The sequence below is a fragment of the Consotaella salsifontis genome, assembly GCF_900167365.1.
Classification (GTDB): Bacteria; Pseudomonadota; Alphaproteobacteria; order Rhizobiales; family Rhizobiaceae; genus Consotaella; species Consotaella salsifontis.
This window is the reverse complement of the sequence record NZ_FUXL01000012.1, coordinates 37,829-62,288: the sequence shown is the minus strand read 5'-3', so window position 1 is coordinate 62,288 and position 24,460 is coordinate 37,829. Positions and strand designations below refer to the sequence as shown.

19 protein-coding genes are annotated in these 24,460 nt (G+C 64.9%); 12 read left to right on the top strand and 7 right to left on the bottom strand.

The features are described 5' to 3' along the window. Positions 1–188: 188 nt before the first annotated feature. Positions 189–3,011, top strand: coding sequence for a heavy metal translocating P-type ATPase (locus tag B5D38_RS16020; RefSeq protein ID WP_078709444.1), 2,823 nt, complete (start codon positions 189–191; stop codon positions 3,009–3,011). Positions 3,012–3,202: 191 nt separating this feature from the next. Beyond that, positions 3,203–3,829 (top strand): peroxiredoxin, encoded by a 627-nt coding sequence (locus B5D38_RS16015; protein WP_078709443.1) that lies wholly within the window; start codon positions 3,203–3,205, stop codon positions 3,827–3,829. A 97-nt stretch (positions 3,830–3,926) separates the two neighbouring features. On the opposite strand, the gene B5D38_RS16010 is transcribed toward B5D38_RS16015, so the two are convergent. The 4 genes from B5D38_RS16010 to B5D38_RS15995 form a co-directional block, all read right to left on the bottom strand. Beyond that, positions 3,927–4,823, bottom strand: coding sequence for an NAD-dependent epimerase/dehydratase family protein (locus tag B5D38_RS16010; RefSeq protein WP_078709442.1), 897 nt, complete (start codon positions 4,821–4,823; stop codon positions 3,927–3,929). A gap of 83 nt (positions 4,824–4,906) precedes the next feature. Continuing rightward, complete coding sequence (locus tag B5D38_RS16005; RefSeq protein ID WP_078709441.1) at positions 4,907–5,707, bottom strand: SDR family NAD(P)-dependent oxidoreductase; 801 nt, start codon at positions 5,705–5,707, stop codon at positions 4,907–4,909. Positions 5,708–5,904: 197 nt separating this feature from the next. Continuing rightward, positions 5,905–6,927: an aldo/keto reductase gene (locus tag B5D38_RS16000; RefSeq protein ID WP_207552973.1), complete on the bottom strand. Its 1,023-nt coding sequence runs from the start codon at positions 6,925–6,927 to the stop codon at positions 5,905–5,907. 135 nt (positions 6,928–7,062) lie between these two features. Then, on the bottom strand, positions 7,063–8,091 hold the full coding sequence (locus tag B5D38_RS15995; RefSeq protein ID WP_245319279.1) for a LacI family DNA-binding transcriptional regulator: 1,029 nt from the start codon (positions 8,089–8,091) through the stop codon (positions 7,063–7,065). A 530-nt stretch (positions 8,092–8,621) separates the two neighbouring features. Between B5D38_RS15995 and xylF the strand changes: the two genes are divergently transcribed. The 5 genes from xylF to B5D38_RS15970 all read left to right on the top strand — a co-directional run bounded on the left by xylF (position 8,622) and on the right by B5D38_RS15970 (position 13,908). Continuing rightward, positions 8,622–9,638: a D-xylose ABC transporter substrate-binding protein gene (gene xylF / locus B5D38_RS15990; RefSeq protein WP_078709439.1), complete on the top strand. Its 1,017-nt coding sequence runs from the start codon at positions 8,622–8,624 to the stop codon at positions 9,636–9,638. A gap of 124 nt (positions 9,639–9,762) precedes the next feature. Further along, positions 9,763–11,298, top strand: a complete 1,536-nt coding sequence (locus tag B5D38_RS15985; RefSeq protein ID WP_078709438.1) for a xylose ABC transporter ATP-binding protein — start codon at positions 9,763–9,765, stop codon at positions 11,296–11,298. A gap of 37 nt (positions 11,299–11,335) precedes the next feature. Continuing rightward, a complete protein-coding gene (locus B5D38_RS15980; RefSeq protein WP_078709437.1) occupies positions 11,336–12,484 on the top strand; it encodes a sugar ABC transporter permease in 1,149 nt (382 codons plus the stop codon). 147 nt (positions 12,485–12,631) lie between these two features. Then, positions 12,632–13,105, top strand: a complete 474-nt coding sequence (locus tag B5D38_RS15975) for a low molecular weight protein-tyrosine-phosphatase (protein ID WP_078709436.1) — start codon at positions 12,632–12,634, stop codon at positions 13,103–13,105. Next, a complete protein-coding gene (locus B5D38_RS15970; RefSeq protein ID WP_078709435.1) occupies positions 13,102–13,908 on the top strand; it encodes a fructosamine kinase family protein in 807 nt (268 codons plus the stop codon). The genes B5D38_RS15975 and B5D38_RS15970 overlap by 4 nt, the downstream gene beginning before the upstream one ends. 28 nt (positions 13,909–13,936) lie before the next feature. Here the strand turns inward: B5D38_RS15970 and B5D38_RS15965 are convergent, their stop codons facing one another. Together B5D38_RS15965 and B5D38_RS15960 are read right to left on the bottom strand one after the other, a co-directional pair. Next, positions 13,937–15,781 (bottom strand): glycoside hydrolase family 15 protein, encoded by a 1,845-nt coding sequence (locus B5D38_RS15965; protein WP_078709434.1) that lies wholly within the window; start codon positions 15,779–15,781, stop codon positions 13,937–13,939. A gap of 25 nt (positions 15,782–15,806) precedes the next feature. Continuing rightward, on the bottom strand, positions 15,807–17,195 hold the full coding sequence (locus tag B5D38_RS15960) for a M20/M25/M40 family metallo-hydrolase (RefSeq protein ID WP_078709433.1): 1,389 nt from the start codon (positions 17,193–17,195) through the stop codon (positions 15,807–15,809). 171 nt (positions 17,196–17,366) lie between these two features. Between B5D38_RS15960 and B5D38_RS22085 the strand changes: the two genes are divergently transcribed. The 3 genes from B5D38_RS22085 (at position 17,367) to B5D38_RS15950 (ending at position 21,320) form a co-directional block, all read left to right on the top strand. Then, positions 17,367–17,645 carry a hypothetical protein gene (locus B5D38_RS22085; RefSeq protein WP_131829939.1) on the top strand — a complete coding sequence of 93 codons (279 nt, stop codon included), beginning with the start codon at positions 17,367–17,369 and terminating at the stop codon, positions 17,643–17,645. Between the two features lie 116 nt (positions 17,646–17,761). Then, on the top strand, positions 17,762–20,695 hold the full coding sequence (gene polA, locus B5D38_RS15955) for a DNA polymerase I (RefSeq protein WP_078709432.1): 2,934 nt from the start codon (positions 17,762–17,764) through the stop codon (positions 20,693–20,695). Between the two features lie 196 nt (positions 20,696–20,891). After that, positions 20,892–21,320, top strand: a complete 429-nt coding sequence (locus tag B5D38_RS15950; protein WP_078709431.1) for a DUF2852 domain-containing protein — start codon at positions 20,892–20,894, stop codon at positions 21,318–21,320. 74 nt (positions 21,321–21,394) lie between these two features. On the opposite strand, the gene B5D38_RS15945 is transcribed toward B5D38_RS15950, so the two are convergent. Beyond that, positions 21,395–22,651: an Hsp70 family protein gene (locus B5D38_RS15945; RefSeq protein WP_078709430.1), complete on the bottom strand. Its 1,257-nt coding sequence runs from the start codon at positions 22,649–22,651 to the stop codon at positions 21,395–21,397. 230 nt (positions 22,652–22,881) lie between these two features. On the opposite strand from B5D38_RS15945, the gene B5D38_RS15940 reads away from it, so the two are divergent. Both B5D38_RS15940 and B5D38_RS15935 read left to right on the top strand, forming a co-directional pair. After that, positions 22,882–23,652 carry a M48 family metallopeptidase gene (locus B5D38_RS15940; protein WP_078709429.1) on the top strand — a complete coding sequence of 257 codons (771 nt, stop codon included), beginning with the start codon at positions 22,882–22,884 and terminating at the stop codon, positions 23,650–23,652. Positions 23,653–23,673: 21 nt separating this feature from the next. Beyond that, a complete protein-coding gene (locus B5D38_RS15935; RefSeq protein ID WP_078709428.1) occupies positions 23,674–24,453 on the top strand; it encodes a YoaP domain-containing protein in 780 nt (259 codons plus the stop codon). The last annotated feature ends 7 nt before the right edge of the window (positions 24,454–24,460 follow it).

Sequence of the window (24,460 nt, the reverse complement as noted above, 5' to 3'; positions counted from 1 at the left end):
CCAACAGACGTGCGACGGGAAGCCGCATTCGGATGCGCCATGGAAAAACGCTGGCTCCTCGGCGCTTCTACCGCTGGAAACGCGCCTCGCCGCCTGCGCACCATGAATTTGACGTAGGCCCTTGACCTTCCCGTAACGGGAAGGTCCATCTTCACCCCGTCTTCGGAATTTCTCCTAAAGGCGGTGCGATGAACGAAAGTCTCCCCACCGACCGTTTCGCGGCCGGTTCTCCCCTCCGGCGCCACTATGTCGTCGAGGGCATGACCTGCGCCTCCTGCGTCAAGCGCGTCGAAAAGGCGATCGCCGCTGTGCCGGGTGTTTCCGGCGCCGCGGTCAACCTCGCGACCGAGGGCGCGGACGTCACCTTTTCCGGCCCCGCGAACGACGACGCCGTGATCAGCGCCATCGAGGCGGCAGGCTACGGCGTGCCGCGCGAAACGGCCGAGCTCGGCATCGAGGGCATGACCTGCGCCTCCTGCGTACGACGCGTGGAAAAGGTGATCGCCGCCGTGCCGGGCGTCGCTTCCGTTTCTGTCAACCTTGCCACCGAGCGCGCCAGCCTGTCGGGCGTCGGGCTCGACATGGCGGCCGTCGAAAAGGCCGTGCGCGAGGCGGGCTATGAGCCCAAGCGGCTTGAAACGGGCAACGCCGCCTCCGACAAGCGCGCCGAGGCCAAGGCCGAGGAATACCGGCGCCTGAAGCGCGACTTGATGATTGCGGTGGTCCTGACGCTGCCCGTCTTCATCATGGAGATGGGATCGCACGTCATCCCTGGCTTCGGCGATCTTCTGATGACGACCCTCAGCATGACCCCGATGCGCGTGGTCGAATTCGTTTTGACCAGCCTCGTCCTCTTCGGCCCCGGCCTGCGCTTCTTCAAGAAGGGCCTGCCGGCGCTGCTCCATCTGTCGCCCGATATGAATTCGCTGGTGGTGATGGGCGCGTCCGCCGCCTATGCCTATTCGGTGGTGGCGACGTTCGCGCCTGGCCTTTTGCCGGCGGGCACCGCCCATGTCTATTTCGAGGCAGCGGCGATGATCGTCACGCTGATCCTCTTCGGCCGGACGCTGGAGGCGCGCGCCAAGGGCAGGACCGGCGAGGCCGTGCGGCGCCTGATCGGCCTTCAGCCGAAGAAGGCGCGCGTCAACCGCGACGGCGCGGTCGCCGAGGTGCCGATCGCCGAGGTCATCGTCGGCGACGTCATCGAGGTGCGGCCAGGCGAGAAGGTGCCGGTGGATGGAACTGTCCTTTCCGGCGGCTCCTATGTCGACGAATCCATGATCACCGGCGAGCCGGTGCCGGTGGCCAAGAGCGAGGGCGCGGCGGTCGTTGGCGGCACGATCAACAAGACCGGCGCCTTCACCTATCGGGCGGAGAAGGTCGGCGCCGACACCATGCTCGCCCAGATCGTCCGGATGGTGGAGGCTGCCCAGGGCGGAAAGCTGCCGATCCAGGCCATGGTGGATCAGGTGACGGGCTGGTTCGTGCCGGCGGTAATGAGCGCGGCGGCACTCACCTTCGTCGTCTGGCTCGCCTTTGGCCCTTCACCCGCCTTGAGCTTCGCGCTGGTCAACGCAGTCGCCGTCCTCATCATCGCCTGCCCCTGCGCCATGGGGCTCGCCACGCCCACCTCGATCATGGTGGGCACGGGTCGCGCGGCCGAGCTCGGCGTGCTGTTTCGCAAGGGCGAGGCGCTGCAATCGCTCTCCGGCGCGACGACCATCGCCTTGGACAAGACGGGGACGTTGACGCGCGGCCGGCCGGAGCTGACCGACTTCATTGTCTCCCAGGGCTTCGCCGAGCCGGAGGTTCTGGCGCTGGTGGCGGCGATCGAGGCCAAATCCGAACACCCGATCGCGGCGGCCATCGTCGCGGCGGCCGAGGAGCGGCGGCTCGCTCTGCCGGCGCTCGAGCGCTTCGAGGCGGTTCCGGGCTTCGGCGTCACGGCAAAGGTCGCCGGCCATGCGGTCGCGGTCGGCGCCGATCGGCTGATGGCCCGCCAGGAGCTCGACCTTTCGGCGTTCACGCAAGCGGCGGAGCGACTGGCGAGGGAGGGCAAATCGCCGCTCTATGTCGCCATCGACGGCAAGGCGGCGGCGCTTCTCGCCGTTTCCGACCCGATCAAGGAGACGACGCCGGCCGCCATCGCGGCGCTCCATGCGCTGGGGCTGAAGGTCGCCATGATCACCGGCGACAACCGCAAAACCGCCGAGGCCGTCGCCGCGCGCCTGAAGATCGACCGTGTCGTCGCCGAGGTCCTGCCCGAGGGCAAGATCGAGGCGGTGAAGAGCCTGCGGGAGAATGGCGGCCGCATTGCCTTCGTCGGTGACGGCATCAACGATGCGCCAGCCCTCGCGGAGGCTGACATCGGGCTCGCTATCGGCACGGGAACCGACGTTGCGATCGAGAGCGCCGATGTCGTCCTCATGTCCGGCGACCTTCGCGCGGTCGCCGACGCCATCGGCCTTTCCAAGGCGACACTCCGGAACATCAAGCAGAACCTGTTCTGGGCTTTCGCCTACAACGTCGTTCTCATCCCCCTTGCCGCAGGCGCGCTCTACCCGGCCTTCGGCATCCTGCTTTCGCCGGTCTTCGCGGCGGCCGCGATGGCGCTCTCCAGCGTCTTCGTCGTGTCGAACGCCCTGCGGCTGAAGCGCTACTCCCCCTCGCGCCGAGCCGGTGCGGATGCGGCATTGCCGCCTCTGCCCCATACGGCGGCGCGGCCCGAAACCAACCAGTCACCGGCGCGCACGGAAGTGAAGGCCGCGCCGCTCGTCGAAAATTCAGTCAACAAGGAGACTGCCATGCTGAAGCTCAAAGTCGAGGAAATGTCCTGCAAACACTGCGTCGCCAATGTCGAGAAGGCGGTGAAGAGCGTCGATCCCGCCGCCAAGGTGGATGTCGATCTTTCCGCCGGCACGGCGGTCGTCGATTCATCGGCTGACGCCACCGCCATCAAAGAGGCGATCGCGGCCGCCGGCTATCCCAACGAGACGCTCCAGGCCGCCTGACCGTCTCGTCATTGCGCGAAGCGAATGGCCGGCGTCCCCCCAGGGCGCCGGCCATTTTCGCATCGACGACGATCCGAATATTAAAAACGATTCATATTAGATCCCGTCTATTGACGTCTCGCTCGAGGCGGATGCATCGATAGCGCGCTGTCCTCCCGCGCAGCCAGGTCCACAACCTTCAGGAGTTCCCCATGTCTCTTCACATTGGCGAGGTCGCGCCGAACTTTCAGGCCGACACCACCAACGGCCCCATCGACTTTCACGAGTGGATCGGCAATTCCTGGGTCTTCTTCTTCAGCCATCCCGCCGACTTCACGCCCGTCTGTACCACCGAGATGGGCCGCACCTCGCAGCTCTCGGAGGAGTTCGCCAAGCGCAACGTCAAGCCAATCGGCCTGTCGACCGATACGGTGGACGAGCACAAGAAATGGCTCGCCGACGTCAACCATTTCTCCGGCACGAACGCGACCTTCCCCATCGTCGCCGACAAGGACCTCAAGGTCGCCAAGCTCTACGAGATGATCCATCCGCATGAGAGCGAGACGGCGGCGGTGCGTTCGGTTTTCATCATCGATCCGAACAAGAAGATCCGCCTCACCATGACCTATCCGATGGCGGTCGGGCGCAATTTCGACGAGATCATCCGCGTCATCGACGCGCTTCAGACCGGGGACGCGAAGAAGGTGGCGATGCCGGCCGACTGGCGCCCCGGCTCCAAGGTCATCATCCCGCTTTCCGTTTCCGACGAGCAGGCCAGGGATATCTATCCGCAGGGCTGGGACGCGGTGCGGCCCTATCTGCGCATGACGACCCTCTAGGATCGGTCGACGCTATTCGCCACAAGTCATGGCGCCATCCTCGCTGAACGTTCGCGAGGATGGCGTCTTGCATTTATGGCCGATCGCGGCGCGGGCTTTAAGCCTGCGGCACGTATTTGCGCCAGTCGTGCTCTTCCTTGAAGCCGAGGACCTCGCGGATCTTGCGGTTGGAGAGCGGCGCCTCGAACTCGCCCATCTTCCGGGTGATTGGCACGCCCGGGCAGGCGCGCTTCAGGAAGTCTTCCGTCGGCTCGTTCAGCGTGATCGTGTCGTTCGTCGCGTTGAAGATCTGGAAGCCCAACCCATCCTTTTCCACGCACAGATGCACCATCTGCCCGAGATCGCGGGCGTCGATATAGCTCCACGCATTGCGCTTTCTCGACATGGGCTCGGCAAGGAAGGCGGGGAACTTGTCGTATTCGTGCGGCTCGATGACGTTGCCGATCCTCAGCGCGTAGATGTCGGCGCCAAAGCGCATGGAAAAGGCGCGCGCGATCTTCTCGCCCACCACCTTCGACAGGCCGTAGCTGTCCATCGGGTCGGTGTCGTAGTCCTCTTCCAGCGGGAAGGAATGGAAGTCCTTGTCGCCTTCCGCGAAGCACACGCCGTAGGTCGTCTCGCTGGAGGCGATGATGACCTTGCGGATGCCGAGCTTCATCGCCGCTTCGATGACGTTGTAGGTGCTCTGAACGTTGACGCGGAAGGTCTCGTTGTCCGGCTTGATCAGAATGCGCGGGATCGCGGCGAAGTGGACCACCGCATCGATCTTCGGCGGAAAGGCTCCGGCGTTCTGATCCTCGAAGCCAAAATGGGTCGAGAGGGCATTCATCACCTGCCCCTCTTGCGCAAGATCGGTGATCAGCGTGTTGACGCCGGGACAGTCGAGAGGCACGAGATCGACGTTCAGGATCTCATGTCCCCTCGCCTTCAGCCAGGGAACCACGTGACGGCCGGCCTTGCCGGAGCCGCCGGTGAAGACGATCCGCTTGGACATGGATTTCCTTCCGTCTCAAAGAAGATGAATGAATGGAGCGCCGGCCGGATGGGCCGGCACTGCCTGAAGAACCGCGGAGCGCGTCACACCATGAGCTGGCCGCCGTTGACCTCTATGGTCTGGCCGACGACGTAGCCGGAGAGCATTTCCGAGGCGAGGAAGAGATAGGCGCCGACACAGTCCTCGGCGAGGCCGAGACGCTTTTGCGGGATCGTCTCCGCGATGGCGGCGAGACGTTCGGGCGTCGAATAGCGCTCGTGGAACGGCGTCATGATCGTGCCTGGCGAGACGGCATTCACGCGGATGCCGAACTCGATCCACTCCTTGGCCATGCCCTTCGTGACGTTGGAGACGAAGGCCTTGGCCGAGCCATAGACGCCCGAGCCCAAGGAGGCGCCGTTGCGCGCCGCGATGGAGGAGGTGTTGATGATGAACCCGCCCTGGTTCTTCAGGAACGGTAGCGCGGCGCGCGACGCGACGATTACCGAGCGGCAGTTGAGATCCATCACCCGATCGTACTGCTCGTCGGTCATCTCGGCATAGGGAACGCGGCCGAGCATGGCGCCGGCGTTGTTGATGAGACCGTCCAGCCCGCCGAAATGGGCAGCGGTTTCCTCGACGACGCGCGTGATCTCAGCCGATTTCGAGGCGTCGCCGCGAGTCAGGAAGACGGTGCCGCCATTGTTGACGATCTCCTCGGCCACGGCCTCCGCGGCGTCGACGCTGGCATTGTAGTGAAGGCCGACGCGCGCGCCCTGCCGCGCGAACTCGCGCGCCAAGGCGGCGCCGATGCCAGTCGAGGCGCCGGTGATCAGAACCGCCTTGCCGGAGAGGTCGGGAATCTGGAGGCGCGCGCCTTCGGGCGCGGTCGGATCGCTGGTCATCTTTGTCTTCTCGCTTTTTTGCGGCCGGCGCCGATCGCGCGCGGCCGTGTGTTTCCAGGAGAATCGAGGTCCTGTCGCGAAACATGGAATAGCAGCCGCCGTCCATTTTCGCGACGCCGCCGCCGGCGACCATAGGAAGGGCCGGCGGGGTGCGTCAATCAAGTTGCCGCGCGACAATGTCTCCCAGGCGCATTTCCCTAGGGTCTAGCGGGGCCGCTTCCCGCGCCGGTCTTCTCGATGGCACCGGCGATCTCGTCGAGGTCGTCGGCGGTCAGTCCCAGATGGGCCGCGCCGATCCAGCCGTCCACCTGCTCGGGGCCGCGCGCGCCGACGATCGCGCCCGTCACAGGCGCCCAGGCCAGCGTCCAGGCCACCGCGACGGCGGCAACCGTCGTGTCATGACGCTCGGCAACAGGCTTCATGGCGTCGGCGAGCGCGAGGTTCTTCCGTAGCGCCTCGCCCGAAAACAGCGGGTTGCGTCGGCGCCAGTCACCGGGAGCGAGAGCCTCTGCCCTCTCCAGCGAGAAACGACCCGTGAGCAGTCCTGACTGCATGGGGCTGTAGACGATGACGCCCGTCTCATGCGCGCCGCACCAGGACAGCTCGGCCGCGGCATCGCGGCGAATGGCCGAAAACGGCGGCTGAAGCGAATCGACATGGCCGATGACCTCGGCCCGCTCCAACTGTTCGACGGAGTGGTTGGAGAGGCCGACGGCGCGCACCTTGCCTTCCTGCTTCAGCTCTTGGAAGGTCTGCCAGTATTCCTCGAGCGGCGTGCCGTCCTCGGCCGGCCAGTGCATCTGGTAAAGATCGATCCGCTCGACGCCCAGACGCTTCAGCGAAGCCTCGACCTCCCGGCGGATGCTGGCCGGGGCGCCGACACGCCGCGTCGTCTCCGATGCCTCGCCCTTTTCCCAGACGATGCCGCATTTGGTGAAGACGAAGGGCCGCTCGGCCGCGGGCATTTCGGCCAGTGCCTCGCGCACCACCTCCTCCGAATGGCCCATGCCGTAGATGGGTGCGGTGTCGATCCAATTGATGCCGCGCGCCACGGCGTGGCGAATGGCCGCGACCGACTGGCGATCGTCCTGGTTTCCCCAGTTGAACGGCGAATTGGCACCGCCGACCGCCCAGGCGCCGAAGCCGACGCGCGTGATCTCCATGTCGCTGCGGCCCAGGCGCCGCACCGGCAGCGTCGTGGTCTTGGTCCGTTCGTTCATCGCACGATCTCCAACTCTTGCTCTTCTGTCCTTACCCGCAAGAGATGCGTTCATCGGCGCCATGCGCAAGGCCGGACGACCGGGGCGAAGCGAAATGCTTCTCCTTGCGAAGGTCTCATCATCGAGCGCGGAGCATCAGGGCAGATTGTCGCGGAAGAAGATGTCGATGGGGATACCCGGCTGAACGACATCGGCCTGACCGTCGCAGAGCGCCTTGAGCACCCGAACGGCAGCGGCGACCTCCGCCGTGACATTTTGATGGATCACGGCGTCGAAGCTTCCGGAAATTAAGGCCTGGCGAGAATGGATCGTGAGCTCGTGCGCCACTGCGACGATATCGCGCGCCCGCCCGCTTTCCTCCATCGCGTCGATGATGCCGCGATTGCCGGCGCCGATGCTGTAGAGGCCGATGAGGCGAGGATGATCGTGAAGCATCCGCCGCATCAAGGGCCGCGTCACGCCGCTGTCGTCACGGCCTTCCGAGGGCGAGAGAATCTGGAGGTGCGGGAAGTCCCGCAGCAAGACCTGCTCGAACCCGATGCGCCGCTCCACATGGTCGCGCAGCGCCATCGAGCCCGACACCAGTGCAACTTCGCCTTCCCGCCCTCCGAGAAAGCGGCCGATGAGCGTTCCGGCGACGCGGCCGGCGCAGATGTTGTTGATCGCGATAGTGTGGCTGCGGAGCGAGGGGATCACGTCGGAGACGATCGTCACCACCTTGACGCCCGCAAGGACCAGGGCGTCCACGGCTTCTTTGACGCGCGGCGTATCGACAGCCACCACCGCAACGCCCCTGACGCGCTCCGTGTCGATGGCCGCCAGACGCTCCGCCAGCGACACTTCGTCGAATGCGACATAATGATCGACGGAGACGAGGATGCGTTGCTCGGCGAGGCGCTCGGCCTCCTCCTCGACGGCACGCCCGAGATTGCCCATGAAGGTGTTGGCGTTGCCACTCGGGACGACAAACTGGAAGCGATACTCCCGGCCGGTGGCCAGGCTCGCGGCAAAAAGGTCGCGCCGGTAGTTGAGCCGCTCCACCGCGTCCTTGACGCGAGCGGCCGTGGCTGTCGTCACGCCGCTGCGCCCGTTCAAAACACGGTCCACCGTGGCCAAGCTGACGCCCGCCTCGGCCGCGACGTCATGGACCGTGACGCGTTTCACGACATCACCGCGCGACGCGATCGCCGGATCGATATTTGAGGTACGCTCATCAAATTCCACGCCAGATTTCAAGCCGCATGACGGCAGGCGCCACCAGCGCCTCGTCCTGTCCGTACTCCAGGCGAGGCGCAGCGGATGCATCTTGTTAAGGCATTTGACCGTTGAACAGCAAGACCTTGAGCTCGATCGCCAAGGAGAGCCCGGGCCGGCCGGTAGACAATCCACAGGATTGGTCGAGACCTCTGATGGGCGCTGAGGGGGTCTTGAGGTACGGCCGTCCGCTGTCTATAAGGCAGCAGTCAACCCGGTTCCACTTGACCGCGAGCTGACGCGGCTTCCCTCGCTTCGGTCCAGTCGACGGACGGGAGACAGCGGGAGCCATAGGGAGTGACGTTGCATCCTTATGTTCGCCGACGGACGGTCCGTCCGGCGAGCCAGGGGACGAGCGCAAAGCTGCGCGCAGCCCGCGCGCGAATGCCGTTCGGGGAAGAGGAGAAGTCCCCGCCGGGCGGCTAAAAGGAGAGGAATTCATGAAGAGCCTGTTTTCCGTCGCCAGCTACGTGACCGTGGCCATGGTCGGTCTCGGTGCGCTCGTGGCGCCCGCCGCCGCCAGCCCTGAAAAGCCGGTGATCGGGTTCTCGATCGATGATCTTCGCGTCGAGCGCTGGGCGCGTGATCGCGACTATTTCGTCGCCGCCGCGGAGGATATGGGCGCGACGGTGAACGTGCAGTCGGCCAACGCCGACGAGCAGCGCCAGATTCAGCAGATCGAGACCATGATCGCCCAGGGCGTCGACGCCATCGTCATCGTCCCGTTCAACTCCAAGGTCCTGACCAACACCATCAACGAAGCCAAGAGCGCCGGCGTCAAGGTCGTCTCCTATGACCGCCTGATCCTCAACGCCGATGTCGACGCCTATATCTCGTTCGACAACGTGCGCGTCGGCGAGTTCCAGGCCAAGGGCGTGGTCGACGCCCAGCCCACCGGCAACTACTACCTGCTGGGCGGCTCGCCGACCGACAACAACGCCAAGCTTCTGCGCGAAGGCCAGATGAACGTCCTGAAGCCCCTGGTCGACAAGGGTGACATCAAGATCGTCGGCGATCAGTGGGTGAAAGAGTGGAGCCCAACCGAGGCTCTGTCGATCGTCGAGAACGCGCTCACCGCGAACGCCAACAAGATCGACGCCATCGTCGCCTCGAACGACGGCACGGCTGGCGGCGCGATCCAGGCGCTCGCCGCGCAGGGTCTCGCCGGCAAGGTTGCCGTGTCGGGCCAGGATGCGGACCTCGCCGGCGTCCAGCGCGTCGTCAAGGGCACGCAGACGATGACCGTCTATAAGCCCCTGAAGCAGATCGCCACCGAGGCGGCCAAGCTGGCGATCCAGCTCGTCAAGGGCGAGAAGCCCGAGTTCAACGCCAAGCTCGACAACGGCATGAAAGAGGTCGACAGCCTGCTGCTGACGCCGACGATCATCACCAAGGAGAACGCTCAGCTCCTGGTCGACGACGGCTTCTACACCAAAGAGCAGGTCTTCGGAAACTAAGACCGATGATATCGAGGGGCAGCGCAAGCTGCCCCTTTTGCCATTATTGAACCGATTGAAAGAGGCGATCCGCCTGTCGATCGCCCACGAGCCCTAGGGCTCGCCATGAGGGGGAGCATCCGTCATGTCCGACTACCTTCTCGAGATGAAGGGCATCGTCAAGGAATTCTCGGGCGTCAAGGCGCTCGATGGGATCGATCTCAAGGTTCATCCCGGCGAGGTGGTGGGACTGTGCGGAGAGAACGGCGCCGGCAAGTCGACCATGATGAAGGTCCTCTCGGCGGTCTATCCCTACGGCACGTGGGACGGCGAAATTCTCTGGGAGGGCAAACCCCTTCAGGCTGCCTCGATCCGTGAAACGGAAGATGCCGGCATCGTCATCATCCACCAGGAACTGATGCTGGTGCCCGAGCTCTCGGTGGCCGAGAACATCTTCCTCGGCCGCGAGATCACCAATGGCGGCTTTCTCGACTACGAGGCGATGAACGCCGAGGCGGCGCGTCTCATGGCCGAGCTCAAGATGAGCCACGTCAACGTGGCCATGCCGGTTTCGCACTATTCGGGCGGCGTGCTGCAGCTCATCGAAATCGCCAAGGCGCTGGGCAAGAACGCCAAGCTCCTCATCCTCGACGAACCATCCTCGGCCTTGTCGCAGACCGAAACAGAGATTCTTCTCGACCTCATCCGCGGCCTTAAGCACCGCAATGTCGCCTGCGTCTACATCTCCCACAAGTTGGAGGAGATCGAGGCGATCGCCGATACCGTTACGGTCATCCGCGACGGCCAGTTCATCGGCTCGGCGCCGATGAGCGAGCTCACCATCGACAAGATCATCAACATGATGGTGGGGCGCGAGCTCACGGAAAAATATCCGCACGAAGAGCACACCATCGGCGATGTCATCTTCGAGGTGCGCCACATAAACTGCTACGACCCGCTGAATCCACAAATGAAGAAGGTCGACGACGTCTCCTTCCAGGTGCGCGCCGGCGAGATTCTCGGAATCGCCGGGTTGGTGGGCGCCGGACGCACGGAAATGGCCAGCGCCATCTTCGGCTACTACAAGGGGCCGCATTCCCTTGAGGTCTACCTCAATGGCGAGCAGATCAGCGTCAAGGACCCCGAAGCCGCCGTCAAGCACGGCATCTGCATGGTTCCGGAGGACCGCAAGCGCCACGGCATCGTTCCGTTGCTCGGCGTCGGCCAGAACATCACCATGGCTGTGCTGCCGCGCTTTACCCAGGGCGGCCTGATCAACGAGGCGGCCGAATTCGCGACGATCCGAGGTGAGATCGACCGCATGGGCATCAAGACCGCGAGCCCGGTGTTGGCGATCGCCAGCCTATCCGGCGGCAACCAGCAAAAGGCGGTGGTGTCGAAGATGCTGCTGGCCAACCCACGGGTCCTGATCCTGGACGAGCCGACGCGTGGCGTCGACGTCGGGGCGAAATACGAAATCTACAAACTGATCTACGAGTTGGCCAAGCAAGGCATCGCCATCATCATGATCTCGTCCGAAATGCCGGAAGTTCTGGGCATTTCGGATCGCGTCCTGGTGATCGGGGAGGGCCAGCTGCGCGGCGATTTCGTCAACGACGGCACATTGACGCAGGAGAAGATCCTGACCGCCGCCCTGACCCGGCGCCAGATGGCCGCCTGACCGGCTTGCAGACAATCACAGTTCAAGGGGGAAGCCGATGATCGCGTCGGGGACGAAAAACTTCACCAGCCTTTTCAGCCGCTACAAGGTCCTGAGCCTTCTGTTCGTCATCGCGGTGATCTGGCTTTTGTTCGGATGGTTGACGGACGGTTTCTTCCTGTCCCCGCGCAACTTCTCCAACCTTCTGCGCCAGATGGCGATCACCGGGATGCTGGCCTCGGCCATGGTTTTCGTCATCATCTCCGGCGAGATCGACCTCTCGGTCGGCTCTCTGCTCGGCCTCCTCGGCGGTGTCGCGGCCATTCTTGACGTGCGATACGGTGTGCCGGTGGTGGCCAACTTCCTTGTGGTCATTCTGCTCGGTCTCGCCGCCGGCCTCTTCAACGGCTGGTGGGTGGCATTTCGCGGCGTCCCGTCCTTCATCGTCGGTCTCGCCGGCCTGATGGCCTATCGCGGCGTGCTGCTCGGCGTCACCGACGGCGCTACCATTGCCCCGGTCTCTCCCGGCTTCGTCATCATCGGCCAGGCCTATCTGCCGCTTCTCGTCGGCGACATCCTGGCCGGTCTTGCCTTCCTCCTCATCGCATTCCTGATCCTCCGCTCGCGCCAGAAGCGTCAGCAGTACAATCTCGATGTGCCGCCGCTCTGGCAGGAAGTCGCCAAGCTCGTTGCTATCGGCATCGTCATTGCAGGCATCGTCATCACCCTCGACGACTATCGCGGCATTCCGATCCCCGTCCTCGTGATGATGATCATCCTCGGCGTCTTCACCCTGCTGGCCCAGCGCACCGTGTTCGGCCGCCGCATCTACGCAGTCGGCTCGAACCTCGAAGCAACGAGGCTCTCGGGCGTCAACGTGCGCATGGTCAAGCTGATGATCTTCGGCCTCGTCGGCCTGATGTGCGCCTTTGCCGGCCTCACCACCACGGCGCGCCTCGCCGCCGGCTCGCCCTCGGCGGGCAATCTCGGCGAGCTCGACGCCATCGCGTCGTGCATCATCGGCGGCACGTCCATGCGCGGCGGCTCAGGCACGGTTTACGGCGCTCTCATCGGCGCGCTCATCATGGCGAGCCTCGACAACGGCATGTCCATGCTCGGCGTCGAGACCTTCTGGCAGATGATCGTCAAGGGATCGATCCTGCTGCTGGCCGTCTGGGTCGATATCGCCACCAGCGCGAAGTCCTGACGACAGGCGCTTTAGCCGCAGATATCACGCCCCGTCTGGACGGGGGCGGACAACAGGTCATAATGGCGGGTGCGGGCATGGCTCGCGCCCGCCTGGCGCATCGAGGCCCCTGCCCCGTCCACCGGGACGTTTGAGCGAAGGCCAGCCATGTCGAAGCCGCCATCCGTTCTCTTTGTCTGTCTCGGCAACATCTGCCGCTCGCCGCTGGCCGAAGCCGCCTTCCGGCAGGAGGCCGCGCGTGTCGGCGTCGAGGTAGAGGCTGAATCGGCCGGCACCGGACGCTGGCACATCGGCGAGGCTCCGGATCGCCGAGCACAGGCTGTGGCCAAACGCCACGGCATCGACATTTCCGCCTATCGCGGCCGGCTGGTGTCGCGCGAGGATTTCCACCGCTTCACCCATATCGTCGCGCTCGATCCTGACAATCTACGCGTCCTTCATGCCCTGTCGCCCGCCGATGCCACGGCGGAAGTGAGCTTGTTGCTCGACCATGTGCCCGGCCGCGAAGGTGAGGCCGTCTCCGACCCCTATTACGGCGACCTCTCACAATTCGAGGAAACCTGGGCAGACGTCGCGCTCGGCTCGGCGGCCCTCCTGCGCAAGCTCGCGGGGGGCTCATGAACGCTCTCGCCGAGGCGGGCGCCGCGCTCATCGGCGGCGTTCTCGATCACGCCACTACCGTTCATGGCGGCGATCTTTCCGATGTCGTGCTCATCCGTCTCGCGGACGGGCGGGAGGCGGTGGTGAAGTCCGGCCCGGCACCACGCACCGAGGCCGCGATGCTCGCTGCCATCTCAGCCACCGGCGCCCCCGCCCCGGCAGTGCTGGCGGTCGATGACCGGACGCTGGTCATCGAGCAGCTTCCGACGCGCGGCAGCCTGTCCTATGCCTGGGAGAATCTCGGCGTGGCTGTCGCGACGCTCCACGGCGCGCAGGGGCCTCGCTATGGCTGGCGGGAGAGCTACGCCTGCGGCCTTGTGAGGATCGACAACCGCTGGAGCGAAGACTGGCCGGCCTTCTGGGCGGAACAGCGGCTCGGCCCCCATCGCGGACATATCGACGCATCGCTATCACGCCGGATCGACCGTCTGGTCGGCCGCCTGCCTGAACTTTTGCCCGCGACGCCAGAGCCGGCGCTGCTGCACGGCGATCTCTGGAGCGGCAACGTGCTGGTCGACCACGACCATGTGACCGGCCTGATCGACCCCGCCTGCTATTACGGCCATGGCGAGGTCGACCTCGCCATGCTCTCGCTGTTCGGCCAGCCGGGGCGCTCGTTCTTTGACGCCTATGGCACCCTGGACCCCGGCTTCGAGCAACGCCGGCCAATCTATCAACTCTGGCCAGCTCTCATGCATCTGCGCCTCTTCGGCGTCGGCTATGCCTCTCTGGTCGATCGCCTGCTGCGCGAAGCCGGCGTCTGACGAGGACGACTCTGCCGCGGCAGCGCGGTCATCGTGGCATTTCGCTGAGCGGCGTTTCGCTTTCCTCCTCCTTGCCATCGGCGCGCTTTTGCGCCGGGCCGACGGCCCGCGACAGGTTGAGCGCGGTCACGATCAGCGCGAGATGGCTGAAGGCCTGCGGGAAATTGCCCAGCATCACCCCTTCCTTCGGGTCGTACTCCTCGGCAAGAAGGCCGACGTCGTTCTGAACCGCGCGCACCCGCTCGAACAGGGTTCGCGCCTCGTCGAACCGCTCCTGCATGATGTAGATGTCGGCCAGCCATAGCGAGCAGGCGAGAAAGGCACCTTCCGAGCCTTCAACGCCGTCATCCGTCTCGTCGGTGTCGTAGCGCAGAACGAAGCCGTCCTTCAGCAGCTTCTTCTCGATCAAGGCGATGGTACCCTCGACCCGTTCGTCATCGATCGGCAAGAAGCCCGTCAGCGGGATGAAGAGCAGGCTCGCGTCCACGACCTTCGCGCCGTAGGACTGGACGAAGCTGCCGAGGCCGGCATCGAAGCCCTGCTCGCAGACCTCGGCATGAACGGCGTCCGCCTCCGCGCGCCAGCGCTCGACGAGCTCGGTGTAATTGCCGTCGTCATTCATGTCCTCCGCCATGCGGGCGGCGCGGTCGAAGGCGACCCAGGCCATGACCTTGGAATGGACGAAATGACGGGGGCCGCCGCGAACCTCCCAGATGCCGGAATCGGGTTGCCGCCAGATCTGCTCGAGATAGGGAATGACTGTTCGGCCGAGAGCGCCGGTGCGAGGGTGGGCCGCCAGCCCGCCCTTGCGGGCCTGCATCAGCATGTCGGCGACCTCGCCGAAGATGTCGAGCTGATGCTGGCCGGCCGCCGCGTTGCCGACGCGCACCGGGGCGGACTCGCGAAAGCCCTTGAGCCAGGGAATTTCCCATTCCACCAACTCGCGCTCGCCGGCGACGCCGTACATGATTTGCATCTGCGCCGGGTTGCCCGCCACCGAGCGCATCAGCCACTCGCGCCAAGCCTCCGCCTCCTCGTAATAGCCAAGGTCCATGAAAGCCATCAGCGTCAGCGTGGCGTCACGCAGCCAGCAATAGCGATAGTCCCAGTTGCGCTTGCCGCCGATCTCCTCCGGCAGCGACGTGGTGGGCGCGGCGACAATGCCCCCCGTCGGACGGAAGGTCAGTGCCTTCAGCGTGATGATTGAGCGGCGCACGTCCTCGGTGAATCCGTCGATTTCTGGACAGCGCGAGGAGAACTCGATCCAGAAGGCTTCCGTGTCCTTGAGGCACGCTTCGGCGTCGCGCGGTGCCGGCGGCGGAAGGTGGGAGGCGTTGTGCGTCAACGAGAAGCCGAGGCGCTCACCGGCGGAGACGGTGAAGCACCCCTTGGTGTGCATGTCCTCGCCGTGCAAATCGACCGGCGTATGCAGCACCAGAAGATTGGGGCCGGCGACCGCCGTCAGCGTATGGTCGTCGATCCGGTCCACCCAGGGAACGGACCGGCCGTAGTCGAAGCGCATGACCAGATCGAAGTCGAACTCGACCGTGCCCTCCTCGCCGACGACGATCCGCATGATGTCGGAGACGCCGTCGCGCGGCGGCATGAAGTCGATGATCGTCGCCCTGCCGGTCTTCGTCCGATACTCGGTTTCGAGCACCAAGGTTCCGGGGCGGTAGCGCCGCGAAACCTCGTATTCCTCAGACGGGTTGATGCGCCAGCGCCCGTTTTCCTCGTCTCCGAGAAGCGCGGCGAAGACAGCGGACGAGTCGAAGCGCGGCAGGCAAAGCCAGTCGATTGATCCGTCGCGGCAAACCAGCGCCGCCGTCTCGCAATCTCCGATGAGGGCGTAATCTTCGATTCTGGATGTCAAAATGCGTCCTTTGGGCTCGTCCGGCTCATCTCATACGGCCGATGGCGTCGAGCACGCGGGCCCAGGACCGCTGGCCTTTGTGAAATGACTTCAGCTCGTACTTCTCGTTGGGCGAATGAATGCGATCGTCGCCGAGGCCGAAGCCGATGAGCAGCGACTCCATACCTAGACGGCTCTTGAACTCGCCAACCACCGGAATCGATCCACCCATGGCGATCATCACCGCCGGCTTCTCCCATTCCGTCGACAGGGCGGCGCGCGCCGTGTCGAGATAGGGCGAATCGAAGGGAAGCTGGATCGCCGGCGAGCCGCCATGGGGCGAGAAGCTCGCGGTGCAGTCGGCCGGAAGGCGCTCCTCGACGAAGGCGCGGAAGGCCGCCCTGATCTTATCGGGGTCCTGACCGGCAACAAGCCGGAACGACACCTTAGCGAACGCTTCCGCCGGAATCACAGTCTTGAAGCCCTCGCCGGTGTAGCCACCGAAAATGCCGTTGATCTCCGCGGTCGGGCGCGACCAGAGCTGTTCGAGGACAGCGCGATCCTTCTCCCCGGCGGGCACCGAGAGGCCGACGGAGCCGAGGAAGGCGGCAGGGTCGAAACCGAGGCCGTCCCAGATTTTCTTGACCTCCTCGGGCAGCTCCTGCACGCCGTCGTAGAAGCCCGGCAGCGTGACGCGGCCATTGTCGTCGTGAAGAGCGGCGAGAATCTTCGAAAGCACGCGGATGGGATTGGCGGCGGCGCCGCCGAAATAGCCCGAATGGAGGTCCTGGTTGGCGGCGTGGATCGTCACCTCCTCGCCGACGAGGCCGCGAAGGCCCGTCGAGATGGCGGGCGTTTCGCCGTCCCACATATTGGTGTCGCAGACGAGTGCGATATCGGCCTTGAGCTCGCCCTTGTTGGCGTCGAGAAAGGGATTGAGCGAGGGCGAGCCGGATTCCTCCTCGCCCTCCAGGAGCACGGTGACGCGGCAGGGCAGCCCGCCCGTCTCGGCCTTGTAGGCCCGCGCCGCCTCGATGAACGTCATCAGCTGGCCCTTGTCGTCGGCCGTGCCGCGCCCGGTGAGGCGCTTCGTTCCGTCAGGCATTTCCTTGAGCTTGGGATCGAACGGATCATCCTCCCACAGCTCCAGCGGCACCACCGGCTGAACGTCGTAATGGCCGTAGAAGAGGACGTGCGGCGCCCCTTCCGGCCCATCATGGGCGACGACCATGGGGTGGCCCGGCGTCGGGCGAACGGCGGCCTCGAAACCAATGGCCGAAAGATCCTTGGCGAGCCATTCGGCAGCGGAGCGGCAATGGCCGGCATAGGCCGGATCGGTGGAGATGGAGGGTATCCTCAACAGTTCCATCAGCCGAGCGACCGAGCGGTCGATGTTGAGATCGAGACAGGCGAGCACGCTGTCGAGGCTGGGCATGGAACGACACTCCTTGAGCAAACGGGGCGCCAGATGCCGATATCGTCTCGTGCGATTCGGCGGGAAAGCGGCGCGCCAGGGCGGCAAGGTAGGTCAGGAGAGCGGAAGAGAAAAGCCGAATGTCCCAGGAAGCAGGATCAGGCCCGCTCAAGCCTCGCGCGATAGCGAGGGGTGATAAAAGAAGAGAGCCGCCACGGCCTGGAGGGGGAACACCGCGACGGCTCTCTTTTTCTAGCATTGATCGTTCCGGAGAGGGGGATGGGAACGATCTGCTTTCTCACTTCCGGCTCAAAAGCGGGGGACAAGCTTTGGCCGAAGGCGGCGATTTGTCTCGCCGTTGCTGATAAAATGACGCCCGGCCGATTTGGTTTCAAGGGTCGCCAACTTTTTTTCCGTCACATCGACGTGAAGCCTTCATTACACTTTGTTAACCGCGAAATTACCGGTTGAATAACCTCGCGGAATCTTCTCGAAGCGCTCGGTTTTGCAGGGTCCACGACGGCATGAGGCAGCTTGCCGGCGACAAATGATGGACTCGGCCATTACGGCAAGGTACCACCTCCTTCATGCAAAAAGGCGATCATCTCTTCCTGGTGGACGGCTCGGCCTACATCTTCCGGGCCTATCACGCGCTGCCCCCCCTGACGCGCAAATCCGACGGTCTGCCGGTCGGTGCGGTTTCCGGCTTCTGCAACATGCTGTGGAAGCTCGTCGAGGAAGCGCGCGAGACTGCGGTGGGCGTCGCGCCGACGCATTTCGCGGTGATTTTCGACTATTCCTCGACGACCTTCCGGAACGCTCTTTACGACGGTTACAAGGCCAACCGCGAGGCGCCGCCCGAGGACTTGATCCCGCAGTTCCCGCTGATCCGCGAGGCGGTCAGGGCCTTCGATCTGCCGTGCATCGAGAAGGAGGGATACGAGGCGGACGACCTTATAGCCACCTATGCCTGCCATGCGGTGGCGGCGGGCGGCGAGGTGACGATCGTCTCCTCCGACAAGGATCTGATGCAGCTCGTCGGGCCGCAGGTCATTCTCTACGACCAGATGAAGGACAAGCGCCTCGGCCCGGAGGAGGTGAAGGAGAAGTTCGGCGTCTACCCCGAGAAGATGATCGACCTCCAGGCCCTGGTCGGCGACACCTCGGACAATGTTCCCGGCGTGCCGGGCATCGGCCCCAAGACGGCCGCCCAGCTGCTCGACGAATACGGCGATCTCGAAACGCTGCTGGCGCGCGCCTCCGAGATCAAGCAGGCCAAGCGGCGGGAGAACCTCATCCAGTTCGCGGACCAGGCGCGCCTGTCGAAGAAGCTGGTGACGCTCGACTGTTCGACGCCGCTCGACACGCCGCTCGACGAGCTCTTCGTTCATGAGCCCGATGGGGAGAAGCTCATCGCCTTCCTGAAGGCGATGGAGTTCACCTCGCTGACGCGTCGGGTTTCGACCAAGCTCGGCCTGGAGGCCTCTTCGGTCGAAGCGGCGCCGGTAGCGACCACCGGCGCGCTGCGTGGCCCCGATTTCGACGGGGCAACAAAGCCCGCGCAGTTTGTTACGGCGGCCACCTCTTCCCTTTTGCCGCTGAGCCCCGTCGCCCACGCCGCGGCCGTGCTCGAGGGCGCCAAGCCCGCGCCCTTCGACCGCTCGACCTATGTCACCATTCGCGACGTCGAAACGCTGGAAGCCTGGATGGACGAGGCGCGCGAGGCCGGCATCCTGGCCTTCGACATCGAGACCAACTCGCTCTTCGCCAACATGGCCGATCTCGTCGGCGTCTCCTTCGCGACGGCGCCGGGGCGCGCCGCCTATGTTCCCCTCGCCCATGCCTCGGCGGCCACCACCGGCGATCTCTGGGACGAGAAGGGCGCCGACGACAGCGTCGGGCCGCAGATCCCGCTCGATGTGGCGCTGTCGATCCTGAAGCCCGTGCTGGAGGACCCGGCCGTTCTCAAGATCGGCCAGAACTTCAAGTTCGACTGCCTCGTCATGTCGCGATACGGCGTCACCATCGCGCCCTTCGACGATACGATGCTGATCTCCTATGCGCTCGACGCCTCGTCCTCTCTCGAAGGGCACGGCATGGACGAGCTCTCGGAGCGTTTTCTCGGCCACAAGCCCATCAGCTACAAGGAGCTGTGCGGCTCGGGCAAGGGACAGGTGGCCATCGCCCACTGCGCCATCGACAAGGTGACGGAGTACGCGGCCGAGGACGCCGACGTGACGCTGCGCCTCTGGAAGACGCTGAAGCCGCGCCTTGCCGGAGAGGGGCTGACTGCCGTCTACGAGCGCCTGGAGCGCCCGCTTCTTCCTGTGCTCATGCGCATGGAGGCGCGCGGGATCAGGGTCGATCGCGACATCCTTTCCCGCCTTTCCGCCCGCTTCTCGCAAAAGGCGGCGGCGCTGGAGGAGGAAATTGCCGAGCTCGCCGGCGAGCGCTTCAACCCCGGAAGCCCCAAGCAGATCGCCGAGATCCTCTTCGGCAAGCTCGGCCTGCCCGGCGGCAAGAAGACCAAGACCGGACAATGGTCGACGGACGCCAAAGTGCTCGAAGAGCTGGCGCTCTCCGGCAATCCCATCGCCCGCCACATCGTCGACTGGCGCCAGCTGACCAAGCTCAAGGGCACCTACACGGATGCTTTGCCGGCTTATATGGACGGCGAAGGGCGCATCCACACCTCCTATTCCATGGCCTCGACCACCACGGGGCGCCTTTCCTCCTCGGAACCCAATCTTCAAAACATCCCGGTGAGGACGGAGGAAGGTCGGGCGATCCGCACCGCCTTCATCGCGCCTCCCGGCAAGAAGCTGCTCTCGGCCGACTACAGCCAGATCGAGCTTCGCATCCTCGCCCATGTCGCCGACATTCCGCAGCTCAAGACGGCCTTCCAGGAAGGGCTCGACATTCATGCGATGACGGCCTCCGAGATGTTCGGCGTGCCGGTGGAGGGCATGCCGTCGGAAATCCGGCGCCGCGCCAAGGCGATCAATTTCGGCATCGTTTACGGCATCTCGGCCTTTGGCCTCTCCAACCAGCTTTCCATCCCGCGCGAGGAGGCCGGCGCCTATATCAGGCGCTATTTCGAGCGCTTCCCCGGCATTCGCGACTACATGGACGAGGCCAAGGCCTTCTGCCGCGAGCACGGCTATGTGGAGACGCTGTTCGGCCGGCGCGCGCATTATCCCGACATTCGCCACTCCAACGCCTCGGTGCGCGCGGCGCTGGAGCGCGCCGCGATCAACGCGCCGATCCAGGGCACGGCCGCCGACATCATCCGCCGCGCCATGATCCGAATGGAGGATGCCCTCGCCGAGGCCCGCCTGTCGGCGCGGATGCTGCTCCAGGTCCACGATGAACTCATCTTCGAGGTGGAGGAGGATGAGATCGAGGCGACGATCCCGGTGGTCAAGCGCGTGATGGAGGAAGCGGCGCTGCCGGCGGTCGAGCTTTCCGTGCCGCTGGAGGTGGAAGCGCGCGCCGCCGACAACTGGGACGAGGCGCACTGAGGCGGCGAGGCGGGCAGGCGCGCCGCCCGGCCCGCCTCGCGAGCGTCAAGCGGCGCGCGCAAACATGTGAAGAAGGTTCAAGAAGAGCCTGATGTCCGATTTTCCTTCGAAAGGTTATTGAAGGTCGTTTTCAGCGTTCCCATCTCGATTTCCATGCGATGCGCGCGTCGCGTTTGAGATGAAGGAAGCTGAAGACATGATCTCTCATGCATTGATCCGGCCTGCTTGGACGCCCGCCACCATCGCGTTGATGGTTGTTGGCTTCATGATCTACTGGCCGCTTGGCCTTGCCATGATCGCTTACATTCTTTGGGGCGATCGGCTCGAGGCCTTCCGCCGCGACGTGAACCGTTCGACAGACCGGGTCATGTGCGGCTTCCGCCGCGCCGGCATGCGTCGGCCCTTCGGCATGGAGCGTACCGGCAACGTCGCCTTCGACGACTGGCGCGAGAAGGAACTTGCCCGTCTCGACGAGGAGCGCCGCAAGCTCCATGAGGCGTCGGAGGAATTCGAGTCCTATGCCCGCGAGCTTCGCCGCGCCAAGGACCAGGAAGAGTTCGATCGCTTCATGGCGTCGAGGAAGCCCCGTCCTTCGACGGACAGCGAGCCCACCATCGACGGCTAAGGCGGCGGATCCCCTTGCTTCGCTACGGCGGCGCCCTTCATCCGGCGCCGCTTTTTTTGCGCTTTTTTCCGCCTTCAGGCAAAACGCCGGGCGGCGTCGATGGTAAGGCCAAGGCCGACCGAGCCGAAGGCGTCCGACTGGACGATCTGGGCGGAGGGGAAACGCGCGGTCGCGGCGGCCCGGACGATGGGCGTCTGCGCGCCGCCACCGGTGAGGATCACCGTCTCGATCGCCTCCGCCGCGACGGCCGCCTGAGCAAGCGCCTCGTCGATGGCGCCGGCAATGCGCTCGACCAACTCGCCCACCGCCGCCTCGAAGGCGGCGCGCGGCGCCGGCGCATGAAGGGCAAAGCCCCCCTCCTTCAGGCGAATGACGGCCTCGTCACGGTCGGAAAGCGCGATCTTGGCGGCCTCGACGGCGCCCGCCAGCCGGTGCCCTGAGCGATGCTCCAGGACATGCTCGAAACGCGCGAGCTTTTCGGGCTCGGCCGCCTCGCGCTTGAGCTCAAAGATGTCGCGCTTGATCTTCGGCGTATAGAGCGTGTTGATCCGGTGCCAGGTGGCCATCTCGTTGAAGTACCAGTTCGGCATCGTGCGCTTGCGGTCGGCGGTTTCCGAACCCATCCCCAGAAGCGGCATGACGCGCGCGATCGACAGCATTCGGTCGAAGTCCGTGCCGCCGACATGGACGCCGGTCGAGGCCAGGATGTCGCTGAGGCGGTTCGTGGCCCTCGCCGCCTCGGGCGAGAGACGGACGACGGAAAAGTCGGAAGTGCCGCCGCCGATGTCGACCACGAGCGCAAGCTGTTCGGACGTTACCTGCCGCTCGAAATAGAGCGCGGCGGCCACCGGCTCGAACTGGAACTCGATGTGTCGGAAGCCCTGTTGCCGCGCCGCCTCCTCGAGCTGATCCTGGGCGGTGCGATCGGCCGTCTCGTCGCCGTCGACGAAATGCACCGGACGGCCGAGCACCACCGCATCGGGTGCCTCGCCCATCGCCTCGGAATATTTCTCGCGAAGGTGGCCGAGGAAGCGGCCGATCAGATCCTGAAAGGTCAGGCGCATGCGGCCGACCTGCGTCGTCTCACTCATCAGCGAGGAGCCCAGAACGCTCTTCAAAGCGCGCATGAAACGCCCTTCGGAGCCATCGACATATTCGGCGACTGCGGACCGGCCGAAATAGGTGCGCCCGTCCTCGAGGCTGAAGAACAGGGCGGAGGGTATCGTCACGTCCTCGCCCTCGACCGGCAACAGGGTGGGCACCCCTTGCCGGACCAGGCCGATGGTGGAATTGGTCGTGCCGAAATCGAGGCCCGAGACGGCGTTAGGCATGGTGAAACTCGCTGGCGAAGACAACGGATCGGCGAGCAATTGGCTCGCGCCGATGAACGATGCGGGATGGCGGGCTCGCGACGCAAATTCCGGTGCCTTGTCCATCCCGGACGGGGCGCGAGTTATAGGGACGGAGGACGGGGCGGTCCAGAGGCGCGCCTGCATTTTGGCGAATGCGCGTGCCTTGAGCACATCGGCAAGAGCAACGCGAATCGGATAGGGTCGCCCGCATGACACGGCCGCCGCTCCTCAAACGCATCGCGACCCTTAGGCCGGCGGCACCCGCGCTGCCGCGGGCGCTTGCGCTTTCGAGCGGCGAGATCCCCCTGGAGATTCGCCATAACCCCCGCGCCAAGCGCATCATCATGCGCGTCGCGCCAGGGGGCGCCGCGCTGTCGCTCACCATCCCGCCGCGCGCGCGGGCAGAAATCGTGCTCGACTTTCTGGAGCGCCATCGCGGCTGGGCGGAGGCACGCATCGCCGCGGCGCCGAAGCGTCTCAAGGTGGAAGACGGCGCCGAGCTGCCCTTTCGCGGCGGCACCCTCCTCATCGTTCACGAGCCGGGGCGGCGGGCAAGCGAACTCCTGCCGCCAGACGAGGATGGAGAGCCGGCGCGCCTTTTCGTCGGCGGAGCGCCCGAGCATCTTGGCCGCCGCACCGCCGACCGGCTGAAGCGCGAGGCGAAGACGCGCCTTCAGAAGGCCGTCGCGAAGCACGCCGCGGCGGTCGGCCTGTCGCCCCGGGCCATGCAGCTCAAGGATACGACCAGCCGCTGGGGCTCGTGCACCCATGACCGCCGCCTCGCCTTTTCCTGGCGCATCATCATGGCGCCGCCGCACGTGCTCGACTATCTCGTCGCCCACGAGGTCGCCCATTTTCGCGAAATGAACCATGGGCCACATTTCTGGGCCCTCTGCCGCTCGCTGTGCCCCCGCACGGAAGAGAGCAAAGCTTGGCTGAAGCATCATGGCGCCAGCCTCCACACCATCGATTTCGAGTGAGCGCGCTGCAATGGATCAAAGATGGCCTATTTAACGCTGACTCCCGAAACCCTTCCCGGCTCTCACATTTGCTGCGCTCTTTCAGACAAGAAATGCGCGGGTGGCTCTGAAGCGAAGAAGCAGTGGCTCGGCGAACAATATGCCTATGGCTATCGGTTTCGCCGTCTGGACGAACGGGCCAAGGTGTTCATCGAGTATGGGCCTGCGGAGTCCGCCTGGATGCCCGTGATCGCGCCAGGCTGGCTGGTGATGGGGTGCTTCTGGGTTTCGGGGCGGCACAAGGGGCATGGGCACGGCAAGGCCCTTCTCGGCTGCGCTCTTCAGGATGCGCGGGATCAAGGGCGCGCCGGCCTCGTGGCTGTCGTCGGGCGCAGGAAGATGCCTTTTCAGAGCGATGGCGAGTGGCTGTTGCGGCAGGGCTTCCGAGAAGTGGATGCGCTCGACAGCGGATTCTGTCTGCTGGCGTTGGCACTGAACGAGAGCGGCTCGGCCGAGGTGCCCCGCTTCGCGGAATGCGCCCGTAACCTCAGTGCTTTCGAATGCCCTGGAATCACAGCCTATTACTCCGACCGCTGCCCATTCACCAAGCATCATGTCGAGGTCTCACTCAGGCAGGTGTGCCATGACAGGGGCCTTCACCTCACCATCCACAAGCTCGATACGGTGTCGGCGGCACAGAATGCGCCGAGTCCGGCTACGATCTTCAGCCTTTTCGTGGACGGACGTTTCGCAACCAGCGACCTCAGCGCCTGCACGGGCAACCGCTTCGACAAGGTCATTGCTGAAGCGCTTGGATCGTGACGCGGGA

Bases quoted from the DNA above. Each gene is read 5' to 3' on its own strand.
- B5D38_RS15935 (WP_078709428.1), top strand. From the start codon at position 23,674: ATGGCCTATTTAACGCTGACTCCCGAAACCCTTCCCGGCTCTCACATT.
- B5D38_RS15970 (WP_078709435.1), top strand. From the start codon at position 13,102: ATGAACGCTCTCGCCGAGGCGGGCGCCGCGCTCATCGGCGGCGTTCTC.
- B5D38_RS16005 (WP_078709441.1), bottom strand. From the start codon at position 5,707: ATGACCAGCGATCCGACCGCGCCCGAAGGCGCGCGCCTCCAGATTCCC.
- B5D38_RS15940 (WP_078709429.1), top strand. From the start codon at position 22,882: ATGACACGGCCGCCGCTCCTCAAACGCATCGCGACCCTTAGGCCGGCG.
- B5D38_RS15980 (WP_078709437.1), top strand. From the start codon at position 11,336: ATGATCGCGTCGGGGACGAAAAACTTCACCAGCCTTTTCAGCCGCTAC.
- B5D38_RS15960 (WP_078709433.1), bottom strand. From the start codon at position 17,195: ATGCCCAGCCTCGACAGCGTGCTCGCCTGTCTCGATCTCAACATCGAC.
- B5D38_RS16010 (WP_078709442.1), bottom strand. From the start codon at position 4,823: ATGTCCAAGCGGATCGTCTTCACCGGCGGCTCCGGCAAGGCCGGCCGT.
- B5D38_RS15985 (WP_078709438.1), top strand. From the start codon at position 9,763: ATGTCCGACTACCTTCTCGAGATGAAGGGCATCGTCAAGGAATTCTCG.
- xylF (WP_078709439.1), top strand. From the start codon at position 8,622: ATGAAGAGCCTGTTTTCCGTCGCCAGCTACGTGACCGTGGCCATGGTC.
- B5D38_RS16020 (WP_078709444.1), top strand. From the start codon at position 189: ATGAACGAAAGTCTCCCCACCGACCGTTTCGCGGCCGGTTCTCCCCTC.
- B5D38_RS15950 (WP_078709431.1), top strand. From the start codon at position 20,892: ATGATCTCTCATGCATTGATCCGGCCTGCTTGGACGCCCGCCACCATC.
- B5D38_RS16015 (WP_078709443.1), top strand. From the start codon at position 3,203: ATGTCTCTTCACATTGGCGAGGTCGCGCCGAACTTTCAGGCCGACACC.
- B5D38_RS16000 (WP_207552973.1), bottom strand. From the start codon at position 6,927: ATGAACGAACGGACCAAGACCACGACGCTGCCGGTGCGGCGCCTGGGC.
- B5D38_RS15945 (WP_078709430.1), bottom strand. From the start codon at position 22,651: ATGCCTAACGCCGTCTCGGGCCTCGATTTCGGCACGACCAATTCCACC.
- B5D38_RS15975 (WP_078709436.1), top strand. From the start codon at position 12,632: ATGTCGAAGCCGCCATCCGTTCTCTTTGTCTGTCTCGGCAACATCTGC.
- polA (WP_078709432.1), top strand. From the start codon at position 17,762: ATGCAAAAAGGCGATCATCTCTTCCTGGTGGACGGCTCGGCCTACATC.